Source organism: Hyalangium minutum (assembly GCF_000737315.1).
Classification (GTDB): domain Bacteria; phylum Myxococcota; class Myxococcia; order Myxococcales; family Myxococcaceae; genus Hyalangium; species Hyalangium minutum.
On sequence record NZ_JMCB01000015.1, the window covers coordinates 112,958 to 130,525 of the forward strand.

A 17,568-nucleotide genomic window follows, 5' to 3' on the forward strand; every position below is an offset into this window, starting at 1 on the left:
CCTCTCAGTGGACCGGGCTGGAGACAGTGCGCACCGGCAGCCCCTCGATGGTGAACACGGGCACGGGACGCGCTTTGCCCTTCACAGGCACTTCTCCGAGTCCGCGCGTGGGCAGCACCCCCGCGACCGCGTCGCGCGTCCCGGGAGACAGCAGCAGCCGTGTCCCCAGCTCCTTGTTCAGCCCTTCGAGCCGGGAGGCGGTGTTCACCGTGTCGCCAATCACCGCGTACTCCACCCGCTGCGTCGCCCCGAGCGTCCCCACCACCACCGGCCCGGTGGCCACGCCGATGCCCATCTCCAGCTCGGGCAGCTCCCGCTCGCGCAGGCGGGCGTTGAGCGCCTCCATTGTCCCCAACATCTGGATGGCCGCGCGCACGGCCCGCTCGGCGTGGTCTCCCTGCCGGAGTGGGGCGCCGAAGGTGGCCATGATGGCGTCGCCGATGAACTTGTTCACCGTGCCGCCGTGCGCGTGCACCGCAGGGACAATGGCTTGGTAATGCGCGTTGAGCACCTCGAGCACTGCTCCGGGCGGCAGCTTCTCCGAGAGGGCGGTGAAGTTGCGCAGATCCGTGAAGAGGACCGTTACCTCCACCTGCTCGGCGCGGGCTTCCCCATTGGCGTCGAGGACGCCCCGGGCGACCTCGGGGGCCACGTACTTGCCAAAGAGCTGGATGACGCGGCTCTGCGCCGCGCTGGCGCGCCCCACCTGCCGGGCCAGCTCCCGCGCCCGCCGGGCCGTGAACGCCACCACCGCCGTGCAGGCGATAAAGGCCACACCTCGGACGATCCACAGCAGCCCCGCGGGGAGGTTGGCGAACTGTTCCAGCAGCGCCGTGTCTACATACGGCCGGAGCACCCACAGCGAGGCGCCGGTAATCGCCACGGAGAACGCACCCGTGAGCACGCACGCGAGCGGATCCTGGCGCAGCCCTGCGGAGACCAGCGCGAAGAAGGCGATGAACGCCAGCGGCGCTGCCCCGGCGTAGAGGGCTGTCGGCACGCCGTGGCCCTGCTCGATGGCGCCGAGCACCGCCAGGAGGGTGAAGTCCGCCAGGACCAGTGCATCCAGCACCGCGCTGAGGCGCGCATACAGCGGCCGGTACCCGCTCCGGCGCACGAAGAGGTACCAGCCCCAGCAGACGATCATCAGACCGCCGGCGATCCAGGGCAACAGCAGCCGCACGATCCTCGGCGTCTCGCCCGGGTAGCCGTTCGAGACGCTGTTGATGGCAACGGCCAGACTGAAGAACAGCGCCCGGACGAGCGAGACGAGGCGCTCGCCGTGCGCAGACTCCTGGCGCAACAGGTTTTCAATCTCCCGCTCCTCTTCCGGCTCGGGGCGTCGGACCGCTTCGGTGGGGGCATGGGGCGTGGCCATTGCGGCAAGGGTACCGCAGGGAGGCGCTTCGGTCTCAGCGCACGCCCAGCATCTCAGCGCGCATCCGCTCGAACTGCTCGGAGAGGAAGCCCATCACCCCGCGCACGCGCTCCACCTGGCGCGCCTCGCGAGAGGAGACCCGCCACACATCCTCCATGGGGAGCTCCACCTCGGGCAGCACGGGCCGCAGCTGCGGATAGCGGCCCGCGAGGATACACGGCAGTGAGGCCACCCCCTGGTGCGCGGCTGCCGCCTCCGACAGCGCCGCGTCGAACCCCACCAGCTCGTGCTGGGCCAAGTCCGGTGGGGCCTTCAGCGGGGGCGCGCGCTCCAGGTACTTGCCCGTGGCGTACAGCCGCCACGCCAGCTGTCCCACCTTGCGCGCCACCAGCGAGTCCCCTCGGGGCTTGAACGTGCGCACCCCCCCGTCCGCCTCCTGGCGGGCCAGGTCGAACAGGCGGGCCTGGGGGCGCTGGCGTTGGCGAACGAGGCCTGGGCGAGGCTGTCCGATAGCCCGCGCTGGTGAGCTGGCAGGGCTTCCGCCCCCTGCGGCGCGAGCGCACCAACACCCGGTTCAATCCCTCCAAGTCCGAGCGCGAGCTGGGGCTCACCTTCCGCCCCCTGGAGGAGACCTTCCGGGACGCAGTGGAGTGGTTCATCGCCCACGGACAGGTGGAGCGCTCCCATCTGCCCTGGGCCGCGCGGGTGCCGAGCACCTCGGCCGCCTGGGCTGGGGGCTACGCTGCCACGCTGTTCCCCATGCCCAGGGCCTCGTGGGCGAAGCGGGCCATGCGCTCGATGACGTGCTGGACTTCGTCCAGGACATTGCGGCCGGCCATGTTGGCGACATCCTCCAGCCGCTCGTTGCAGCGCAGATCCAGGCAGAGGTTCACGCCCACCCGGCGCTTCGAGTCCACGTCGGTGGTGAGCAGCCCCACCTGGTCGGACGTGCCATGGTTCCGGCACCAGTCACACACATGGGGCATCACGTTCTTGTCGCCCTGCTGGTCCTTGCGGAAGGCGATGCCCAGGGGTTGCTGGCCGCCGGGCGGGGTGAACACGAGGAAGACGCGGACCCCGTAGGGATCGCTCCACGCGAAGTAGTCGCGGACGAAGAGAGGGAAACGGGTGCCCTTGGGCAGCTCGACGTGCTTGCGGTCCCGGGAGCGGAACGCGCGCAGCAGGTCTTTCTCGGTCTCGATGCGGAACATGGGTCTTCCTCAGTGGGCGGGGAGAACCGGCCTGCCCTGAATGGACACGTTGTTCTCCACGGGCTGTTTCGGAACCCGGAGGTGGTTCGTGGGGAAGTCCGGGTCAGCATAGCCGAGGGACAGCCCACAGAGGATCGCCTGCTCCTCGGGGATGGCGAGCACCCGGCGGATGGCCTCGGGGTACGTCGTGAGAGCGGCTTGGACGCAGGTGCCGATTCCACGCGCCGTGAGTCCGAGGACGAGGGTCTGCAGGTACATGCCCACGCCCACGGCATCCGTGAGCCCGAGCTCCTTGTGCATGCAGAGGATGCCGACCATGGGAGCGCCGAAGAAGTCGTAATTGCGCAGGGACGCCTGGGCTCTCCCGGCGTCATCGTCCCGGGCGATTCCCATCGACCCGTAGACGATGGCGCCCAGCTCGCGGCGGTACGAGCGGAAAGAAGGTGGCAGCGGTGCCAGCTCCCGGGGATTCGTCTGGACCTCCTCCCGAAGAGCCTCGCGCAGCCGTTCGATGCAGTCCCCCTCGGCGAGGAAGAGGCGCCAGGGTTGGATGTTCGAGTTGGAGGGCGCGAACTGCGCGAGGGCCAAGGCCTCGGAGAGAAGCTCGTGAGGAATCGGAGTGGGGAGAAAGCGGCGGATCGAGCGGCGGTTGCGGACGAGGTTCTCGAAGTCAAACATGGCGAGCGCTTCTAACCTGGATCCAAAGCCCAGGTCCCCTCGTGCCAGCGCTTCAAGGTCTCTCCTGCTTCGAATCCCCGTTGCTGAGTTTCTCGATCGACTTCAATCCGAGCGGCCGGACGGTGAGCCGCTAGACCTCTTCGAAGCGCGTGCCCGTGGCGCCCAGACGCTCCATGGCGTCTTTGATCTCCTCGGAGACGAGCAGAGTTCCCGACCACCCTTCAGGACGGAACACCTTGGCGTTCCCCACCTCGGTTTTGTCGATGCGCATGTCATCCACAGCCCAATACTTCCCCACCTTTTCCGGAACCCCATCCTCAGGGGTCCAAAACTGCACCTTGGAGGCTTTCTCGTCGATGCAACGGATGAGGCGCGTGGCCACGAGGACGAAGTACGGATCCGGCTGGCCCTCAATGTCTGCGGGGATGAGCTGAATATCGTTGGCGGCCAACTTCGCCAGTGGGGTAGCCACCTTGCTGTGGACAACTGGGATTCTCAAGCCCGCCCACGAGAAGTCGAGCGGCCTGCCAGGAATCTTGATGGGGATTTTCAACCGGCCCTCCACGTGCACGGGCATTCCCTTCTTGAATTTCCAGTCGTGCACTTTGTGCCCCTGGCCGTCGGTGGGAGTGGCCAAGTACCAGCGGTGGGGCACAGAGAGGTCGTCAGCGAGGCTGAAGAAGCGCTGGGCCATTGGGACGTTCTAGCGTCAATGTCCCAGAGTGACGAGCTGATTGAGTTCCGTTCCGGGCGTGGCGATTTCGTTGGCCAACTTCTTGAGGGCGTCCGTCAGCTGCGCCCGGCATTCCATGACGCTACTGCACTCTCCCAGCGCCTCTTCCAACCGCTCGTAGACGAGCTGATGGTAGCGCTGCGGGTGAGGCCCCCGGTGCCCGCGGATGGGCACGATGTTTTCAGCATCCTGGAGTCTCATTCCCGCCTTGGCGAAGAGTTCCTCGAACAAGGGGGTCCAAGGGCCACCGCGCTGAGGGGACTTCTTGTTGGCGATGGTTGCAATGTGGTGCTTCTGTGTGCGGCCTTCGCGCCCTCCATTCGTTGCCATCGCCACCGCGCCCGGCCCCAGGGCCACGGTGAAGCCGTCGGCCGTCACCGCCACCGACTCCACCGCGCCCACCTCGGACAAGAGGACGGCTCCTTGTCCTGCGGCCTGCATCGACACCTGCGCCGAACCGGGCAGCGTGTTCACCTGTTGGGCGAAGTCCTTCGCTGTGTGCGTCAGCAGCGCCATGGCTACCAGGGCGAACGCCTGTGCCGCCTCCCGCGAGAATAACCGGCCGAACCTCTCGCCCGCCTCGCGCAGCTGCTCGAAGGTGGTGGCCTCCTGCACCTCCTTCATCAACTGGAACCAGCCCGTTATCAGCCGGTAGAGCGTCTTGGCGCCCACCCAGAGGATGAGCGCCACGGTGCCCCATGCGGCGATGAACTTGGTGACTGGGTCGGGCATGGCCAGCAGCACCAGTAGCGTGACGACGGTGCAGATGGCTGCCTGAAGGACGACCTGCATGCTGACCATCTCGCCCAGCGCCTTCTCGAACTCCTCCAGCACCGGGCTTTTGCTCAGCGCCATGGCCCACATGTACCGGCCACGCAGGTCCAGGTACTTGCCGGCCACCAGTGCGCCCCCCAGACAATCCCCGTTGAACTGCTGCTCACTGCGGCACCACTCCGTGTACCGGGTGGCCCAGTACTGTTCCTGCTCCGTCAGCGCCCCCTCCAGGGGAGTGCCCCCCTCCAGCGGGACGAGCTTTCGCTCCCGCCGCAGGTACAGGTAGTCGCCGGAGAGAGCGTCGAGTTGGAACAGCCGCTCCACCGTCTCACGCGGGGAACCACTCAGGCGGACCTGCCGGGCCATTCTCTGGAGGGCTTGGGTGACTTCCTCCGGCGGCACTTCCACCGGCTCCACCTCGGCAGTTCGGGGGATGTGGAGGAGGGGTTGTCCCTGCGCGCCTGTCCCCACCCGAATTGCTGGCACCGTGGCGCTGCACCCGGCCACCATGAGGGCAACCATCAGCGCTTCGAGCTTCCACAGCAGCTGCCACAGCCTCATGCGTACCCCCGTTTTGTGGGCAGGGCCGCAGGCTAAGGGGGCGCTACACGGGAGAGGAGGGCTCACCAGGTGGTGCTTGCCGCTCCACCCCGCACACTCAACAGGTGAGCCTCTAGGGACATCACCAACTAGGCTAGGGACAAGAAGGAGCCTATGAGCGCTGGGGCCAGAAGCCGCTGAGACTTCAGCAGCTGACGACCTCGCCTCTTAGTGTTGCCGACAGGATTAAACCCGTCAGGGCTCTGCCCTCAGCGCGCTGCAGCGAGCCGCCGCACCACCACCCCCGCCGCGTTCATCCCGAACGCAGAGGTGACGAACACCACGCTCCCATCAATCTGCGTCCGGTGGTCGCACGTGTGGAACTCATTGTCCTGCGGGCACACGCACAGGAAGCCGTCGCTGGCGTCGTCGTAGCGCAGTGCCACCGGCTGCCGTCGCGCCTCAATCGAATACACCGCCGTAATGCCCGTGTGCTTGTCCGTCTCCACCCCGTGCTTGCGCTTGAGCAGCTTGCGGATGTCCTTGGCGAACGGGTCCATGTGCGTCTCGGACAGGTCCTCCACGCGAATGGCCGTGGGGTCCAACCGTCCCGCCGCCCCCATGGAGCTCACCACCGGAATCCCCAGGCTCACACACCGGTGCAGTAGGTGCAGCTTCGCTTTCACGTTGTCGATGGCATCCACCACGAAGTCGTACTGGCCCGGCGGCAGCATCTGCTCGGCCAGTTCGGCCCGGTAGAACTCGCGCATCGCCTCCACCTTCGCGTCCGGGTTGATCTCCCGGCAGCGCTGCGCCATCAGCTCCGCCTTGGACTTGCCCACGCCCTTCACCGTGGCGTGCAGCTGGCGGTTGGTGTTCGTCACGCACACGTCGTCATGGTCCACCAGCGTCAGGTGGCCCACCCCGCTGCGCACCAGGCCCTCGGCCGCATAGCTGCCCACCCCGCCCAGGCCGAACACAATCACCCGCGCGCCCGCCAGCCGTTCCATCGCCGAGTCCCCCAGCAGCCGGCCCGTCCGGTCGAACCGCCGCGAGAGCTTGAAGGGTTTGGCCAGCGAGTTCACCCCGGGCGCCTGCTCGGAGGGCGCCGCCGGAGCCGGGGCCGAAGGGGTGTCAGTGGCGGGAGAAGTGGGCTGCAGCGTGTTCATGGGGGTCCTCTATAACGCGACCGCTTGCCTACCGCGAAGGCGGGGGAAACGCTTCCCGGAAGAAGCGGCGCGCATTGGCGGTCGTCCGCTGGGCGAGCACCTCGACGGGCTCTCCCCGCACCTTCGCCATGCCCTCCACAATCCGCGGCAGGTACCCTGGCTCCGAGCGCTGCCCCCGGTGCGGCGTGGGCGCCTGGTCCGGCGAGTCCGTCTCCGCCATCAGCCGCTCCAGTGGAATCGCCTTCAGCGCATCCAGCGGCTTGCGAGCCTCGGCCCAGGTGACGGGCCCCGCGAAGGAGAAGTGGCAGCCCTTCTGCACGTAGAAGCGCGCCAGCTCCACCCCGCCGCTGTAGCTGTGCATCAGCACGCCCGCCTCGGGGAAGGGCTCCTCCTTGAGGAACTCGATCATCGCCGGGTGCAGCCGGTGGCAGTGCATCAGCACCGGCAGCCCGTGCTTGCGCGCCAGCGCCATGTGCCCTCGGAGCACATGCACCTGCCGCTCCAGCGGCGCCCCCGTCGTGGAGGGCCCATCCAGCCCGCACTCGCCCACCGCCACCGCCCCGCCCCGGGCCAGCAGCGCGTCCAGCCGCTCGAGGTGCTCCGTGTCCCTCTCGGGCGGCAGCTCCGGCAGCAGCTGCGGGTGGATGCCCAGCCCCACCTGCACCCGCGCGTCCTTCCGGGGCAGCTCCAGCAGCGGCTCCCAGGTGTCCGGGCCCACCGCGGGGATGACAATCCCTTCCAGGCCCGCGGCCCACGCCCGGGTGAGCACGTCGGGGCGATCCGGATCGAACCGCGAGGCATCCAAGTGACAGTGTGTGTCAATCATGGCCGACCCAGGGGCAGGAGGCCCCACACTCCGCCACTATGGCCACATCCCGGCACCGAAGGGAGCCTTGTCTCGCGCCGAGGATCCACGTAGGAGCGGGGCGCTTTCTCCAGAGGAGATACCCCATGAAGCTCTCCGCCGCGCTCTGCTGCCTGCTCTTCGCTGCCTGTGCCACGACGGCATCCCAGGGAACGCGGAGCTCCGCCGAGGCCTGGATGGACGGGGGAGGGGGCCCTGGAGGCCGCACCGAGGAGACGCGCGAGCCGGTGCGCGTGGAGACGCCAGCGGGCACCTTCCTCGTGAGCCCGGGGCACCAGGAGGACTTCCAGAAGTTGCTCTCGGGCGAGCCCACGCGGGTGCCCTTCTACGCGGGCGCTGACAGCCCGTAGCCTCTGGCGCTCAGGGCACCAGCACCACGCGGCGGCCCAGCGCCTTGGACAGCTGCGGCGAGCCCACCACCTTGAGCACCTCGGCCAGCTCTCCGCCGGCCGTGTCGAAGGCGGCGGCGATGAGCTCTCCCAGGGTGAGCGGCTCGGGCCGCGCCACGGGGGCCTTCACCCCCCGAGCGGCCTTCACCTGCCGCGCCACCCGCCGCAACGTGGGGAGCACCCGCCGCCCCTGGCGCCGGACTGGGCTGCCCTTTCGTGTTGTCGCCGTCTTGGCCATGGGGCTCCTCCATCAAACCCGACGGGTTGTTCACCGGTGGGGATTCCTCCACAGAAAGCAAACACTGCGCCAGACCCGTCAGGTCAGAGGAAGTGTGAAGAATCGGGCACTTACGGTGTCCCTTGGCGCTACAGCAGGGGAGGATTGCCACACCGTGGCCTGAAACCACGGCCGCGGTGCCGCATTTCGTTCACACTTTTCGTTCAATTTGCCGCGCAGGGTTCGACGTTTCATGCAGGGGTTTCAGGTGGTAACAGGTAGGAGGTTCCCGAGAGCCCCCATGCCAGAGACCCTCTGCCCGAAGTGTGGCCACAGCCCCATCCCCGCGGGCGCGGAAGCGTGCCCCGCCTGCGGCGAGCCCTTCAGCTTCCTGCCCATGTACCAGCGGGCGCAGCGCCAGCGGGTGGACAAGCGGCGCGAGGCGGACGTGGACATGGAGCAGACGGTGTTCGGGGGCAACCTCACGGGCGAGGTGACGGCTCACCCGGGCCCCATCGCGGCGGTGTTTTTCGTGGGGGCGGTGGCGTGGTTCCTCCGGGTGGGGGGCGTGGTGGGGAACCTGCAGGAGCCGCTCTGGGCCTACGGGCTGGTGGTGTTGGATTTGGTGCTGGGGGTGGTGCTGCTGCTCAACCTGGGCCCGGCCCAATTGCTGGCGCAGGGGGGCATGCTGTTGCAGCTGGGAGTGGCGGCGGTGCTGGCCCGGGCCGCGCCTCTGGCGCCCGTGCACCTGGCCTACGTGGCCCATGCGGCGGTGGCGCTCGCCATGGTGGTGGGCGAGCCCAGCCCGGTGCGCCGCTACGCGGGGCTGGGGTTGGGCAGCGGGGTGGCACTGCTCGGGGTGGTCTTCCTGGCGGTGGGGGGGAGCGTGGGGGGCGGTGGGGCGCGCCAGCGGCTCGTGGGGCGGGAGCTGGGCTATTCGCTCGAGTTGCCCGACGGCTGGAGCCGGCTCACGCGCGAGCAGCTCGCGCCGCATCTGTCCATGCCTGCGGGGACGCTCACGGGCGGCGGGGTGGGGTTTGGTGACGCGGCGCACGGGCGCTACGGGGCGTTGTGGGTGGACCGCGAGGGGAGCGCGCAGGAGGCGGCCGGCTGCCAGCAGTTGCTCGTGGCGTTTGGCGGCGCCGCGGACAGTCCGCCTTCTTCGAGGCCTCCGCCGCAGGCGTTGGGAGGCAAAGGGCGGGTGTACGCGCTGCGCACGGCCACGGGGGCTCGCGGGGCGTTCGCGTGCGGAAAGCTGGCGGATGGGCGGTGGGTGGGGTTCGCGGTGGTGGTAGCGCCCCCGGAGTCGGCCAGTGGGGAGACGGTCTTCGTGGCGGTGGGCTCCGGGCTGGCGTTGCAGTAAAGGCAGAGGGCCATGAACGTCCAGGTCCTCTTCCACGACAACTGCTTTGACGGAGCCGCCAGCGCGGCGGTGTTCACCCGCTTCTACCGGGAGCGCATCCGCCCGGATGCCGCGTTCACGTACCGGGGGCTGACGCACAAGCCGGGCGCCGAGGGGATTGATCCGGCGGTGTTCACCGGGGACGAGAACGCGATTGTGGACTTCCGGTACAGCCAGGATGCGCGGCTGACGTGGTGGTTCGATCACCACGCCTCGGCGTTCCAGCAGCCGGGGGACGAGGCGCATTTCCGCGCGGACACCGGCGGACGCAAGTTCCACGATGCGCACCGCAAGAGCTGCACGAAGTACCTGGCGGATGTGGCGCGCGAGCGCTTCGGGTGGGACGCCTCCGGGCTGTCGGAGCTGATCCACTGGGCGGAGATTATCGACGGGGCGCAGTTCCCCAGCCCGCAGATGGCGGTGGCACTGGAAGAGCCCGCGCTGCGCATCATGACGGTGCTGGAGGCGAACAAGTCGCCGGACCTCATCCCCACGCTGATTCAGCGGATGCAGACGGAGTCCCTGGCCCAGATTGCGGCCTCGCCGCTCATTGCCGGGCCGCTGGCGCCGCTGCTGGAGCGCCACCAGCGGAACATTGAGCAGGTGCGTTCCAAGGCGCGCTACGAGAACGGCGTGGTGTTCTTCGACTTGGCGGACGAGGGCGTGGACAGCCTGAACAAGTTCATTGCGTATTCGCTGTACCCGGACGCGCGCTACACCTTGTGGGTGGGGCAGGGGCCGGGGCGGGCGAAGGTGTCGCTGGGCTCGAATCCGTGGCGGCCGGAGCTGCGCAAGCATGACCTGGCGGCCATTGCCGGGCGCTACGGCGGAGGCGGGCACCCGGTGGTGGCGGCGGTGAGCTTCAAGCCGGGCGAGCTGGAGAAGGCGCGCGCCGCCTACCGAGAAATCCTCGCAGAGCTGTCGAGCTGAGGCTCAGGGATTCCGCGGCTCGAAGAACGAGAACCCAGCTTCGCGCAGCATTCGGACCACCGTGAGCATGGGCAGTCCCTGCACGTTGGTCCGGTCCCCCACGAGCCGTGCCAGCAGGGCCTGTCCCGCCCCTTCCACGCGGTAGCTCCCTGCGCACCCCTCCCACTCGCCCAGGTCCAGGTAGCGCTCCAACTCCTCTGCGTCCACAGGGTAGAACGTGAGCCGCGACACCTCCAGGGTCTCGGCGAGGTGCCCGCCTGGGCCCACCAGGCACACCCCCGTGCAGATGTCGTGTGTGTGCCCCAGCAGCTTTCCCAACTGCTTCCGCGCCGCATCCCGGTCCACAGGCTTGGCCAGTACCTCATTCCCCACCTGAACGAGCTGGTCCGCCCCAATCACCCACGCCTCCGGATGGCGGGCGTGGACTGCCTGGGCCTTGCGCGCCGCCAACACCTGCACCGCCTCGCGCGCCGAGAGCGTGGGGGACACGTCCTCGTCCACGCCAGGGGACTCGGCCCGGTACGGCAGGCCCAGCCCATCCATCAACGCCCGGCGAGCGCTCGAAGTGGACGCCAGAATCAGGGGTCTCATGGAGCGCACCCTAGACCAGACTCCCGGGCCTGGGAGGTTTCCCACACCAGGCAGGCAGGCGCGACGATTCTTCCCGTGCCCCGGGCGATGCCGTACCCTGGCGGCTCCATGTCGCGGCGCAGGCTGTTCGCCCTCTTCCTCCTCGTTCTCGGTGCCTGTCAGCGGAGCTCCTCGGAGCCTGCTCCGGCCGCCCCTGCGTCCGAAGCCCCCGCGGACACTTCCGCATCCACCCCCGCGCCCGCGCCCTCGCCAGTGGCCCCGGCTCCCTCCGCGAAGAACGACGCCCCGCCGCCTCCGGCCCCGCTCCCTGTTTGCAACTCCGAGGGCAGCGCTCCGCTGGAGGCGGCCCAGCGCTACTACGACGAGGAGCGTTACGAGGAAGCGCTCTCCTGCGCCGCCCAGGCTGCCGCTCTGGAGCCGGACAGCGCCGAGGCCCACGCCGAGCGCGGTATGGCCCTCTCCGCGCTGAACCGGGTGCCCGAGGCCCAGCTGGCCTTCGCCCACGCGCTCGCCATCAACCCGGACGAGCCCGAGGCCTTGCTGGGCGCCGCGCACCTGTACGCCGTGAACCTGTCCTCCTCTCGCGAGCATGACGAGCTGGGGCTGCTCTACTCCGAGCGCGGCCTGTCCAGGCCCGGCCAGCCGCCCGAGGTGGTGGTGCAGTTCGCCCTCATCTCCGCCATGGCCTTCAATGACTTGGGCCAGTCCTCCGAGGCCTTGAACCGCGCCTCCATCGTGCTGGCGCGGGAGCCCCACAACCGCGAGGCCATCTACGAGCGGGCCCTGGCCCTCTTCGAGCTGTGCCGCTTCTCCGAGGCGAAGGAGGCCTTCTCGGCGCTGCAGCGCGATCCGGAGCACGGGGCGCACGCGCACCACCACCTGGCGCTGCTGCTGGAGCGCGAGGGCAAGTGGAAGCAGGCCCAGCAGCACTTCGACAAGGCCCGCGAGATGTCCCCGGAGGACTTCCCCCCGCCGCCGCTGCCCACCGAGGAAGCCTTCCGCAAGTCGGTGGCGGACGCCGTAGCGGCGCTGCCCGAGGACATGCGCAAGGACTTGGAGGGAATCCCCGTTACCGCCGAGGAGCTGCCTGCCGAGGCGGACCTGCTCTCCGGCGCGCCTCCATTGTCGCCCACCATCCTGGGCCTGTTCCGAGGCCCCTCGCTGGGCGAGCCGTGTGACGGGACGGAGACGCCGTGCCGCTCGGTGGTGCTCTACCGCCGGAACCTGGCGCGTGCGGTGCGCACCCCGGAGGAGCTCCAGGAGCAGATCCAGGTGACGCTGCTGCACGAGGTGGGGCACCTTCGCGGCGAGGACGATCAGGAACTGGCCGCGCGCGGCCTGGAGTGAATCCCTTTATGGCCCCCAAAGCCCTGCCCACTGCCCGCGTCAGCCCGAAGGGCGCCAAGAGCCTGCGCCGAGGCAACCCCTGGCTCTACCGCACCGAGCTCGCCGAGCCCCCTGCCACGGACGCGCGTGGCGCGGTGGTGGCGGTGGTGGACGCGCAAGGCAACCCGATTGGCCAAGCCTTCTACGCCCAGCGCTCGCCGCTGGCGCTGCGCCTGCTCACCCGCCGCCCGCACGCCGAGGAGCCGGTGGACGAGGCCTTCCTCCGCCGCCGCCTGGAGGCGGCCCTGGCCCGCCGCGCGCCGCTCAAGCACCGCGACGGCCTGCGCCTGGTGCACGGCGAGGCGGATCTGCTCCCGGGCCTCTTCGTGGACCGCTATGGCGCGGGGCTCTCGCTGCAGACGCTCTCGGAGGGCATGGACGCCCGCAAGGAGCTCGTGGCGAAGATGTTGGTGGAGCTCACCGGGGCCACGCACGTGGTGTGCCGGGACGACGCCTCGGGCCGGGACTTCGAGGGCCTGAAGCGCGAGGTGACGCTGCTGCACGGCGCGGGCGAGGCGCGCTTCACCTACCACGAGGGCGAGAACCGCTTCGAGGTGGATCTGCTTGGCGACATGAAGACGGGGGCGTTCCTGGATCAGGTGGACAACCACCTGCGCGCCGGAGAGCTGGCCCGAGGCGAGGCGTTGGACCTGTTCAGCTACCACGGTGGGTTCGCGCTGGCGCTCAGCCGCACGTGCGACACGGTGCTGGCGGTGGAGCAGGACGCGAAGGCGGCCGAGCGCGCCCGGGAGAACGCCGCGCGCAACGGGCGCTCGCACGTGACGGTGGAGACGGGCAACGCGTTCGACGTGCTGCGGCGCTTCGCGGACTCCGGGCGCCGCTTCGACACGGTGGTGTTGGATCCGCCGGGGCTGGCCAAGCGCCGCGAGGGCCTGGCCACGGCGCTGCGCGCCTACCACGAGCTGAACCTGCGCGCCCTCAAGTGCCTCAAGCCTGAGGGGCTGCTCGTCACCTGCTCGTGCTCCGGCAAGCTCACGCGCGAGGCCTTCGAGGAGATGGTCATCTCCGCCGCCGAGGACGCGCGCCGCCCCGTGCAAATCCTGGAGCGGCGCGGCGCCGGGCTGGATCACCCGGTGCTCGCGGGGCTGCCGGAGACGGAGTACCTCAAGGCGCTTTACGTTCGAGCCCTTTGAGAATCACTTCAAAGGTGGAGCCCTGTCCGGGCTGGCTCTGCACGCGGATGGTGCCGCCCAGCGCGTCGACGATCTGCTTGCAGATCCACAGCCCCACGCCGAACCCGCTGTAGTTGCGGCCGGGCACGGCGCGCTCGAAGCGCTCGAAGATGCGGGTCTGGTCCTCCAGGGGGATGCCGATGCCCTGGTCATGCACGGCCAGCACCACCTGGGAGCCTTCGGCGCGGGCGTTGACGACGATGGGCTTGCCGTTGCCGTACTTGAGGGCGTTGCTCAGCAGGTTGGAGAGCACCTGATCCAGCCGGGCCCGGTCCCACATGCCCAGCAGCGGTCCGGTGGCGTGCACCGTGAGCGAGGTACCCGCCCGGTCCACCTCGTCCGCCATCCGGTCGCGCACCTCGCGCACGAGCTCCACCAGATCGACTTCCTCCATGCGGAGGGCCAGCTTGCCGGCGGTGATGCGCGACAAGTCCAGCAAGTCGGTGACGAGCGACTCCAGGCGCTGGACCTGGCGGGCCACGGCGTCGGCCTTGGCGGCCAGATGGGGCCGCTCCTCCTCGCTCAGGGCGGGGCGGGCCAGCTTGCGCTGCAGGGACTGAATCTGCAGCTTCATGGCGGACAGGGGCGTGCGCAGCTCGTGCGCGGCCACGGAGAGGAACTCGTCGCGCTGGGCCACGGCCTGCTGGGCGCGGGTGTAGAGCCGGGAGCGCTCCAGGGCCTGGGCGCTCTGGGCCACCATGTTGGACATGAGCTTGCGCTCTTCCGCGTCGAAGGTCCGGGGTGTGGAGAAGCGCACCCACAGCACGCCGAGCACCTCGTTGCGGACCTTGAGGGGCAGCGCGGCGGCGCCCTCGTAGCCGGCCGCCACGGCAATCTCTCGCAGGTGGGGGTAAGCGGCGCTGTAGCGCTCCAGGTCCTCGAAGAAGAGCTCCCGGCCCTCGCGGAAGGCCTTGGCCACGGGGTTGTCCGCGAGCACGGGCAGGCTCTGGAAGCGCTTGACCAGCACGGAGTGGGTGCCCACGTGGGAGACGATCTCCAGGTGGGTGCGCGCCTCGTTGGGCAGCACGAGCGAGCCCGCGGCGGCCTCCATGGAGCCCAGGGCCAGGTGGGCGACGATGTCCGCCACCTCCTCGGGCGTGGCGGCCCCGGAGAGCGCCGCGGTGACTTCCTGCAGCCGGGCAGTGCGCAGGGCGGCCTCGCCCAGCCGGCCGCGATCCGTGTTCAGCTCGTTGTGGAGCCGCGCGCTGTCCATTGCCAGGGCCGCGCAGTCGGCAATGGCCTCGATCAGCTCTCGGTCCGCCTGGGTGTAGGGCAGGCTGCCGGGATCCTTCGCCAGCCAGAGTGCGCCGTGGACGCGGCTCTTGCCCGCAAGGGGCACCACCAGCAGGCTCCGCACGCCCACGTTGTCGAGGTAGGGCACGTGCTCGGGCAGCACGACGCTGCGCACGTACATGGGATCGGCGTCCTGCAGGTAGATGGCCTTGCCCGAGGCGAGCGCCTTGCCTACGAACCCCTCGCCCTCGTGCAGCGGGCGCTCATGGTTGATCTGCTCCATCACCGCTTGTCGCTCGGGGAGCCGGTGGCGGATGGTGACAGCCTCCAGCCTGGAGTCGTCCGCTGCCAGGTAGATGGCGCAGCCATCCCCCAGCGTCTCCACGACATGGCGGGCTACGGCATCCAGGATGACTTCGATGTCGGGCTTGGCTTCGGCCAACTGGCGGGACAGCTCCACCAGGATGCGCAGCCGCGCGGCGGCCTCTGTGCCGGAATGTCCTAGCGTGGGAACACCTCTCTCCGAAGCATCATAGGGGCTGGACAGGAGGTGTGTGCCTGACGGCATTGCACACTCACGGGTGGAAGAGCCCTTAGGCTTACAAAATTGTCACGAGTGGACAAGAAGAGGTGAGAGGGACGTCCACTGGTGGAACCCCCACGCCGCGGCCCTCGGTACAGCCGGATCAGGCGCGCGGGCGCACTGCCTTTACATCGCGCTCGGCGGTCCGCACGGTGCTCTTGCCGGCCTTGGGCTTCTCGGGCTGGGCGGCCTGGGCGGTGCGGCTCGGGCTGGCCACCAGAGCGGGGGACAGGGAGAACCCCGCGTGCTCCCGCTCGGAGCGGGACACGGTGTAGACCTCGGCTCCACTCGGCGTGACGTGGACGGCGAACGTGTGCGTCTCCCCGCCGCGCAGCCGCAGCGTCACCTGGCTGACGCCGGGGTGCTTGGCGCGGATCTCCACGCCGTTCTTCAGGGTGGCCACTTCCACCACGGAGGAGTCCGTCAGCTCCACCTTGCTGCCCTTGCTCGGGAAGCCGAGGAACGTCGTCTGCCCCACCCACAGCGCCAGCGGAGCCGCTCCCGAAGCCGTAGCGAAGAGGGCCACCGCGACCACCATCAGCTTTCCGGCGTTGCTCAGCATGGTCATCTCCCAGGCGCTTTTGTGGGCGCGCACCTGAATTATCTGACATGTAGGCAAGGAGTTGCGTCGTGCTGTAATTCCAGGAGTTTCAGGGGGTTACAGACACAAAAAAGGGCCACCCTGGGGAGGGTGGCCCGAATTTCGGCCCGAATTCAGGCGGGCGGCCTAGTAGCGGTAGTGGTCGCTCTTGTACGGGCCCTGCTTGGGCACGCCGATGTACTTGGCCTGCTCCTCGGAGAGCTCGGTGAGCATGGAGCCCAGCTTGGACAGCTGGAGGCGGGCCACCTTCTCATCCAGGTGGCGCGGCAGCATGTAGACGCCGGGCTGGTACTTGCCGGGGTTGGCGAAGATCTCCACCTGGGCGAGCACCTGGTTGGCGAAGGAGGAGCTCATCACGTAGCTGGGGTGGCCGGTGCCGCAGCCCAGGTTCACCAAGCGTCCCTCGGCCAGCAGGATGATGCGCTTGTTGTCCGGGAAGATGATGTGGTCGACCTGGGGCTTGATGTTCTCCCACTTGTACTGCTTGAGGCTGGCGACATCGATCTCGTTATCGAAGTGGCCGATGTTGCACACGATGGCGTTGTTCTTCATCCGCTTCATGTGCTCGTGGGTGATGACGCGGAAGTTGCCGGTGGCGGTGACGAAGATGTCAGCGTGCTCGGCGGCGTAGTCCATGGTGACGACGCGGTAGCCCTCCATGGCGGCCTGCAGGGCGCAGATGGGATCGATCTCGGTGACCCACACCTGAGCCTGGAGCCCGCGCAGGGCCTGAGCGGAGCCCTTGCCCACCTCGCCGAAGCCGGCGACGACGGCGACCTTGCCGGCAATCATCACGTCGGTGGCGCGCTTGATGCCGTCCACCAGGGACTCACGGCAGCCGTAGATGTTGTCGAACTTGGACTTGGTGACCGAGTCGTTCACGTTGATGGCGGGGAACAGGAGCTTGCCCTCCTTGGCCATCTGGTAGAGGCGGTGAACGCCGGTGGTGGTCTCCTCGGTGACGCCTTTGATCTCCTTGGCGATCTTCGAGTACCAGCCGGGCTGCTTCTCCAGGCGCTTCTTGATGGAGTTGAAGAGGGAGATCTCCTCCTCGCTGCCGGGGTTGGCGAGCACGGAGAGATCCTTCTCGGCCTTGATGCCCAGGTGGACGAGCAGGGTGGCATCCCCGCCGTCGTCGAGGATCATGTTGGGGCCCTTGTCCCCGAACTCGAAGATGCGGTGGGTGAACTCCCAGTACTCGTCGAGGTTCTCGCCCTTGTAGGCGAAGACGGGGGTGCCGTTGGCGGCGATGGCGGAGGCGGCGTGGTCCTGGGTGGAGAAGATGTTGCACGAGGCCCAGCGGACCTCGGCGCCGAGCGCCTCCAGGGTCTGGATGAGGACGGCGGTCTGGATCGTCATGTGGAGCGAGCCCGCGACGCGAGCGCCCTTGAGGGGCTGCGTCTTCGCGAACTCCTCGCGGATCGCCATGAGGCCGGGCATCTCGGTCTCGGCGATGGCGATCTCCTTGCGGCCCCAGTCGGCCAGCTTGATGTCGGCAACGCGGTAATCGGTGAAGTTCTTCAAGTCGGTGACAGCCCTCATGGTTGCTCCTGTGTCCGGGGCTGGAGGAGCGGAGGGCGGGCTCTGGGGCTCGCCTCCCGTGCCTGCAGCCACGAGTCAGCGAGCGCCGTTGCAGAACCTGAGCCTGGCGGGGAACCCCGTTGCAGCGCTCCTCAGGTGGGCGACACCCTAACG

The 17,568-nt window shown here is 68.8% G+C and carries 18 protein-coding genes and 1 riboswitch; of the genes, 5 read left to right on the forward strand and 13 right to left on the reverse strand.

The annotated features are described in order from the left end of the window. Positions 1–4: 4 nt before the first annotated feature. From DB31_RS45425 to DB31_RS32745, 8 genes are all read right to left on the reverse strand, one after another. Positions 5–1,378 carry an adenylate/guanylate cyclase domain-containing protein gene (locus tag DB31_RS45425; RefSeq protein ID WP_052420440.1) on the reverse strand — a complete coding sequence of 458 codons (1,374 nt, stop codon included), beginning with the start codon at positions 1,376–1,378 and terminating at the stop codon, positions 5–7. A gap of 34 nt (positions 1,379–1,412) precedes the next feature. Then, a complete protein-coding gene (locus DB31_RS32715) occupies positions 1,413–1,799 on the reverse strand; it encodes a type 2 periplasmic-binding domain-containing protein (RefSeq protein ID WP_044195082.1) in 387 nt (128 codons plus the stop codon). A gap of 316 nt (positions 1,800–2,115) precedes the next feature. After that, positions 2,116–2,589 (reverse strand): FBP domain-containing protein, encoded by a 474-nt coding sequence (locus DB31_RS32720; RefSeq protein WP_044195085.1) that lies wholly within the window; start codon positions 2,587–2,589, stop codon positions 2,116–2,118. A 9-nt stretch (positions 2,590–2,598) separates the two neighbouring features. Next, entirely contained in the window at positions 2,599–3,267 is a 669-nt protein-coding gene (locus DB31_RS32725; protein WP_044195087.1) for a nitroreductase, read from the reverse strand. Between the two features lie 130 nt (positions 3,268–3,397). Beyond that, positions 3,398–3,961: an imm11 family protein gene (locus DB31_RS32730; protein ID WP_044195090.1), complete on the reverse strand. Its 564-nt coding sequence runs from the start codon at positions 3,959–3,961 to the stop codon at positions 3,398–3,400. A gap of 15 nt (positions 3,962–3,976) precedes the next feature. After that, the gene (locus DB31_RS32735; RefSeq protein WP_044195093.1) at positions 3,977–5,335 is read right to left on the reverse strand and encodes an AHH domain-containing protein; all 1,359 of its coding nucleotides are present in this window, start codon (positions 5,333–5,335) and stop codon (positions 3,977–3,979) included. Positions 5,336–5,583: 248 nt separating this feature from the next. Then, positions 5,584–6,483, reverse strand: a complete 900-nt coding sequence (locus DB31_RS32740) for a tRNA threonylcarbamoyladenosine dehydratase (protein ID WP_044195095.1) — start codon at positions 6,481–6,483, stop codon at positions 5,584–5,586. 28 nt (positions 6,484–6,511) lie between these two features. Further along, positions 6,512–7,309, reverse strand: a complete 798-nt coding sequence (locus DB31_RS32745) for a TatD family hydrolase (RefSeq protein WP_044195098.1) — start codon at positions 7,307–7,309, stop codon at positions 6,512–6,514. Positions 7,310–7,434: 125 nt separating this feature from the next. Here DB31_RS32745 and DB31_RS32750 point away from each other — a divergent pair, with 125 nt between their 5' ends. Beyond that, positions 7,435–7,698: a hypothetical protein gene (locus DB31_RS32750; protein ID WP_044195100.1), complete on the forward strand. Its 264-nt coding sequence runs from the start codon at positions 7,435–7,437 to the stop codon at positions 7,696–7,698. Between the two features lie 10 nt (positions 7,699–7,708). Here DB31_RS32750 and DB31_RS32755 read toward each other — a convergent pair whose 3' ends face one another. Further along, positions 7,709–7,975: a hypothetical protein gene (locus DB31_RS32755; RefSeq protein WP_044195103.1), complete on the reverse strand. Its 267-nt coding sequence runs from the start codon at positions 7,973–7,975 to the stop codon at positions 7,709–7,711. A 280-nt stretch (positions 7,976–8,255) separates the two neighbouring features. On the opposite strand from DB31_RS32755, the gene DB31_RS32760 reads away from it, so the two are divergent. Then, positions 8,256–9,317, forward strand: coding sequence for a zinc ribbon domain-containing protein (locus DB31_RS32760; RefSeq protein ID WP_044195105.1), 1,062 nt, complete (start codon positions 8,256–8,258; stop codon positions 9,315–9,317). A 12-nt stretch (positions 9,318–9,329) separates the two neighbouring features. After that, complete coding sequence (locus tag DB31_RS32765) at positions 9,330–10,286, forward strand: DHH family phosphoesterase (protein ID WP_044195107.1); 957 nt, start codon at positions 9,330–9,332, stop codon at positions 10,284–10,286. A 3-nt stretch (positions 10,287–10,289) separates the two neighbouring features. Here the strand turns inward: DB31_RS32765 and DB31_RS32770 are convergent, their stop codons facing one another. Continuing rightward, positions 10,290–10,877 carry a Maf family protein gene (locus DB31_RS32770; RefSeq protein ID WP_044195403.1) on the reverse strand — a complete coding sequence of 196 codons (588 nt, stop codon included), beginning with the start codon at positions 10,875–10,877 and terminating at the stop codon, positions 10,290–10,292. Positions 10,878–10,985: 108 nt separating this feature from the next. Here DB31_RS32770 and DB31_RS32775 point away from each other — a divergent pair, with 108 nt between their 5' ends. Together DB31_RS32775 and DB31_RS32780 are read left to right on the forward strand one after the other, a co-directional pair. Continuing rightward, complete coding sequence (locus tag DB31_RS32775) at positions 10,986–12,224, forward strand: metallopeptidase family protein (RefSeq protein ID WP_044195406.1); 1,239 nt, start codon at positions 10,986–10,988, stop codon at positions 12,222–12,224. Positions 12,225–12,232: 8 nt separating this feature from the next. Beyond that, positions 12,233–13,417, forward strand: a complete 1,185-nt coding sequence (locus tag DB31_RS32780) for a class I SAM-dependent rRNA methyltransferase (RefSeq protein ID WP_044195109.1) — start codon at positions 12,233–12,235, stop codon at positions 13,415–13,417. Here the strand turns inward: DB31_RS32780 and DB31_RS45430 are convergent. The 3 genes from DB31_RS45430 to ahcY form a co-directional block, all read right to left on the reverse strand. After that, positions 13,389–15,257, reverse strand: a complete 1,869-nt coding sequence (locus DB31_RS45430) for a sensor histidine kinase (protein ID WP_052420441.1) — start codon at positions 15,255–15,257, stop codon at positions 13,389–13,391. The genes DB31_RS32780 and DB31_RS45430 overlap by 29 nt on opposite strands. 118 nt (positions 15,258–15,375) lie before the next feature. Beyond that, complete coding sequence (locus DB31_RS32790) at positions 15,376–15,834, reverse strand: hypothetical protein (RefSeq protein WP_044195111.1); 459 nt, start codon at positions 15,832–15,834, stop codon at positions 15,376–15,378. A 165-nt stretch (positions 15,835–15,999) separates the two neighbouring features. Further along, a complete protein-coding gene (ahcY, locus tag DB31_RS32795; protein WP_044195114.1) occupies positions 16,000–17,415 on the reverse strand; it encodes an adenosylhomocysteinase in 1,416 nt (471 codons plus the stop codon). Between the two features lie 73 nt (positions 17,416–17,488). Further along, positions 17,489–17,554: riboswitch (S-adenosyl-L-homocysteine riboswitch) on the reverse strand. Positions 17,555–17,568 lie beyond the last annotated feature (14 nt).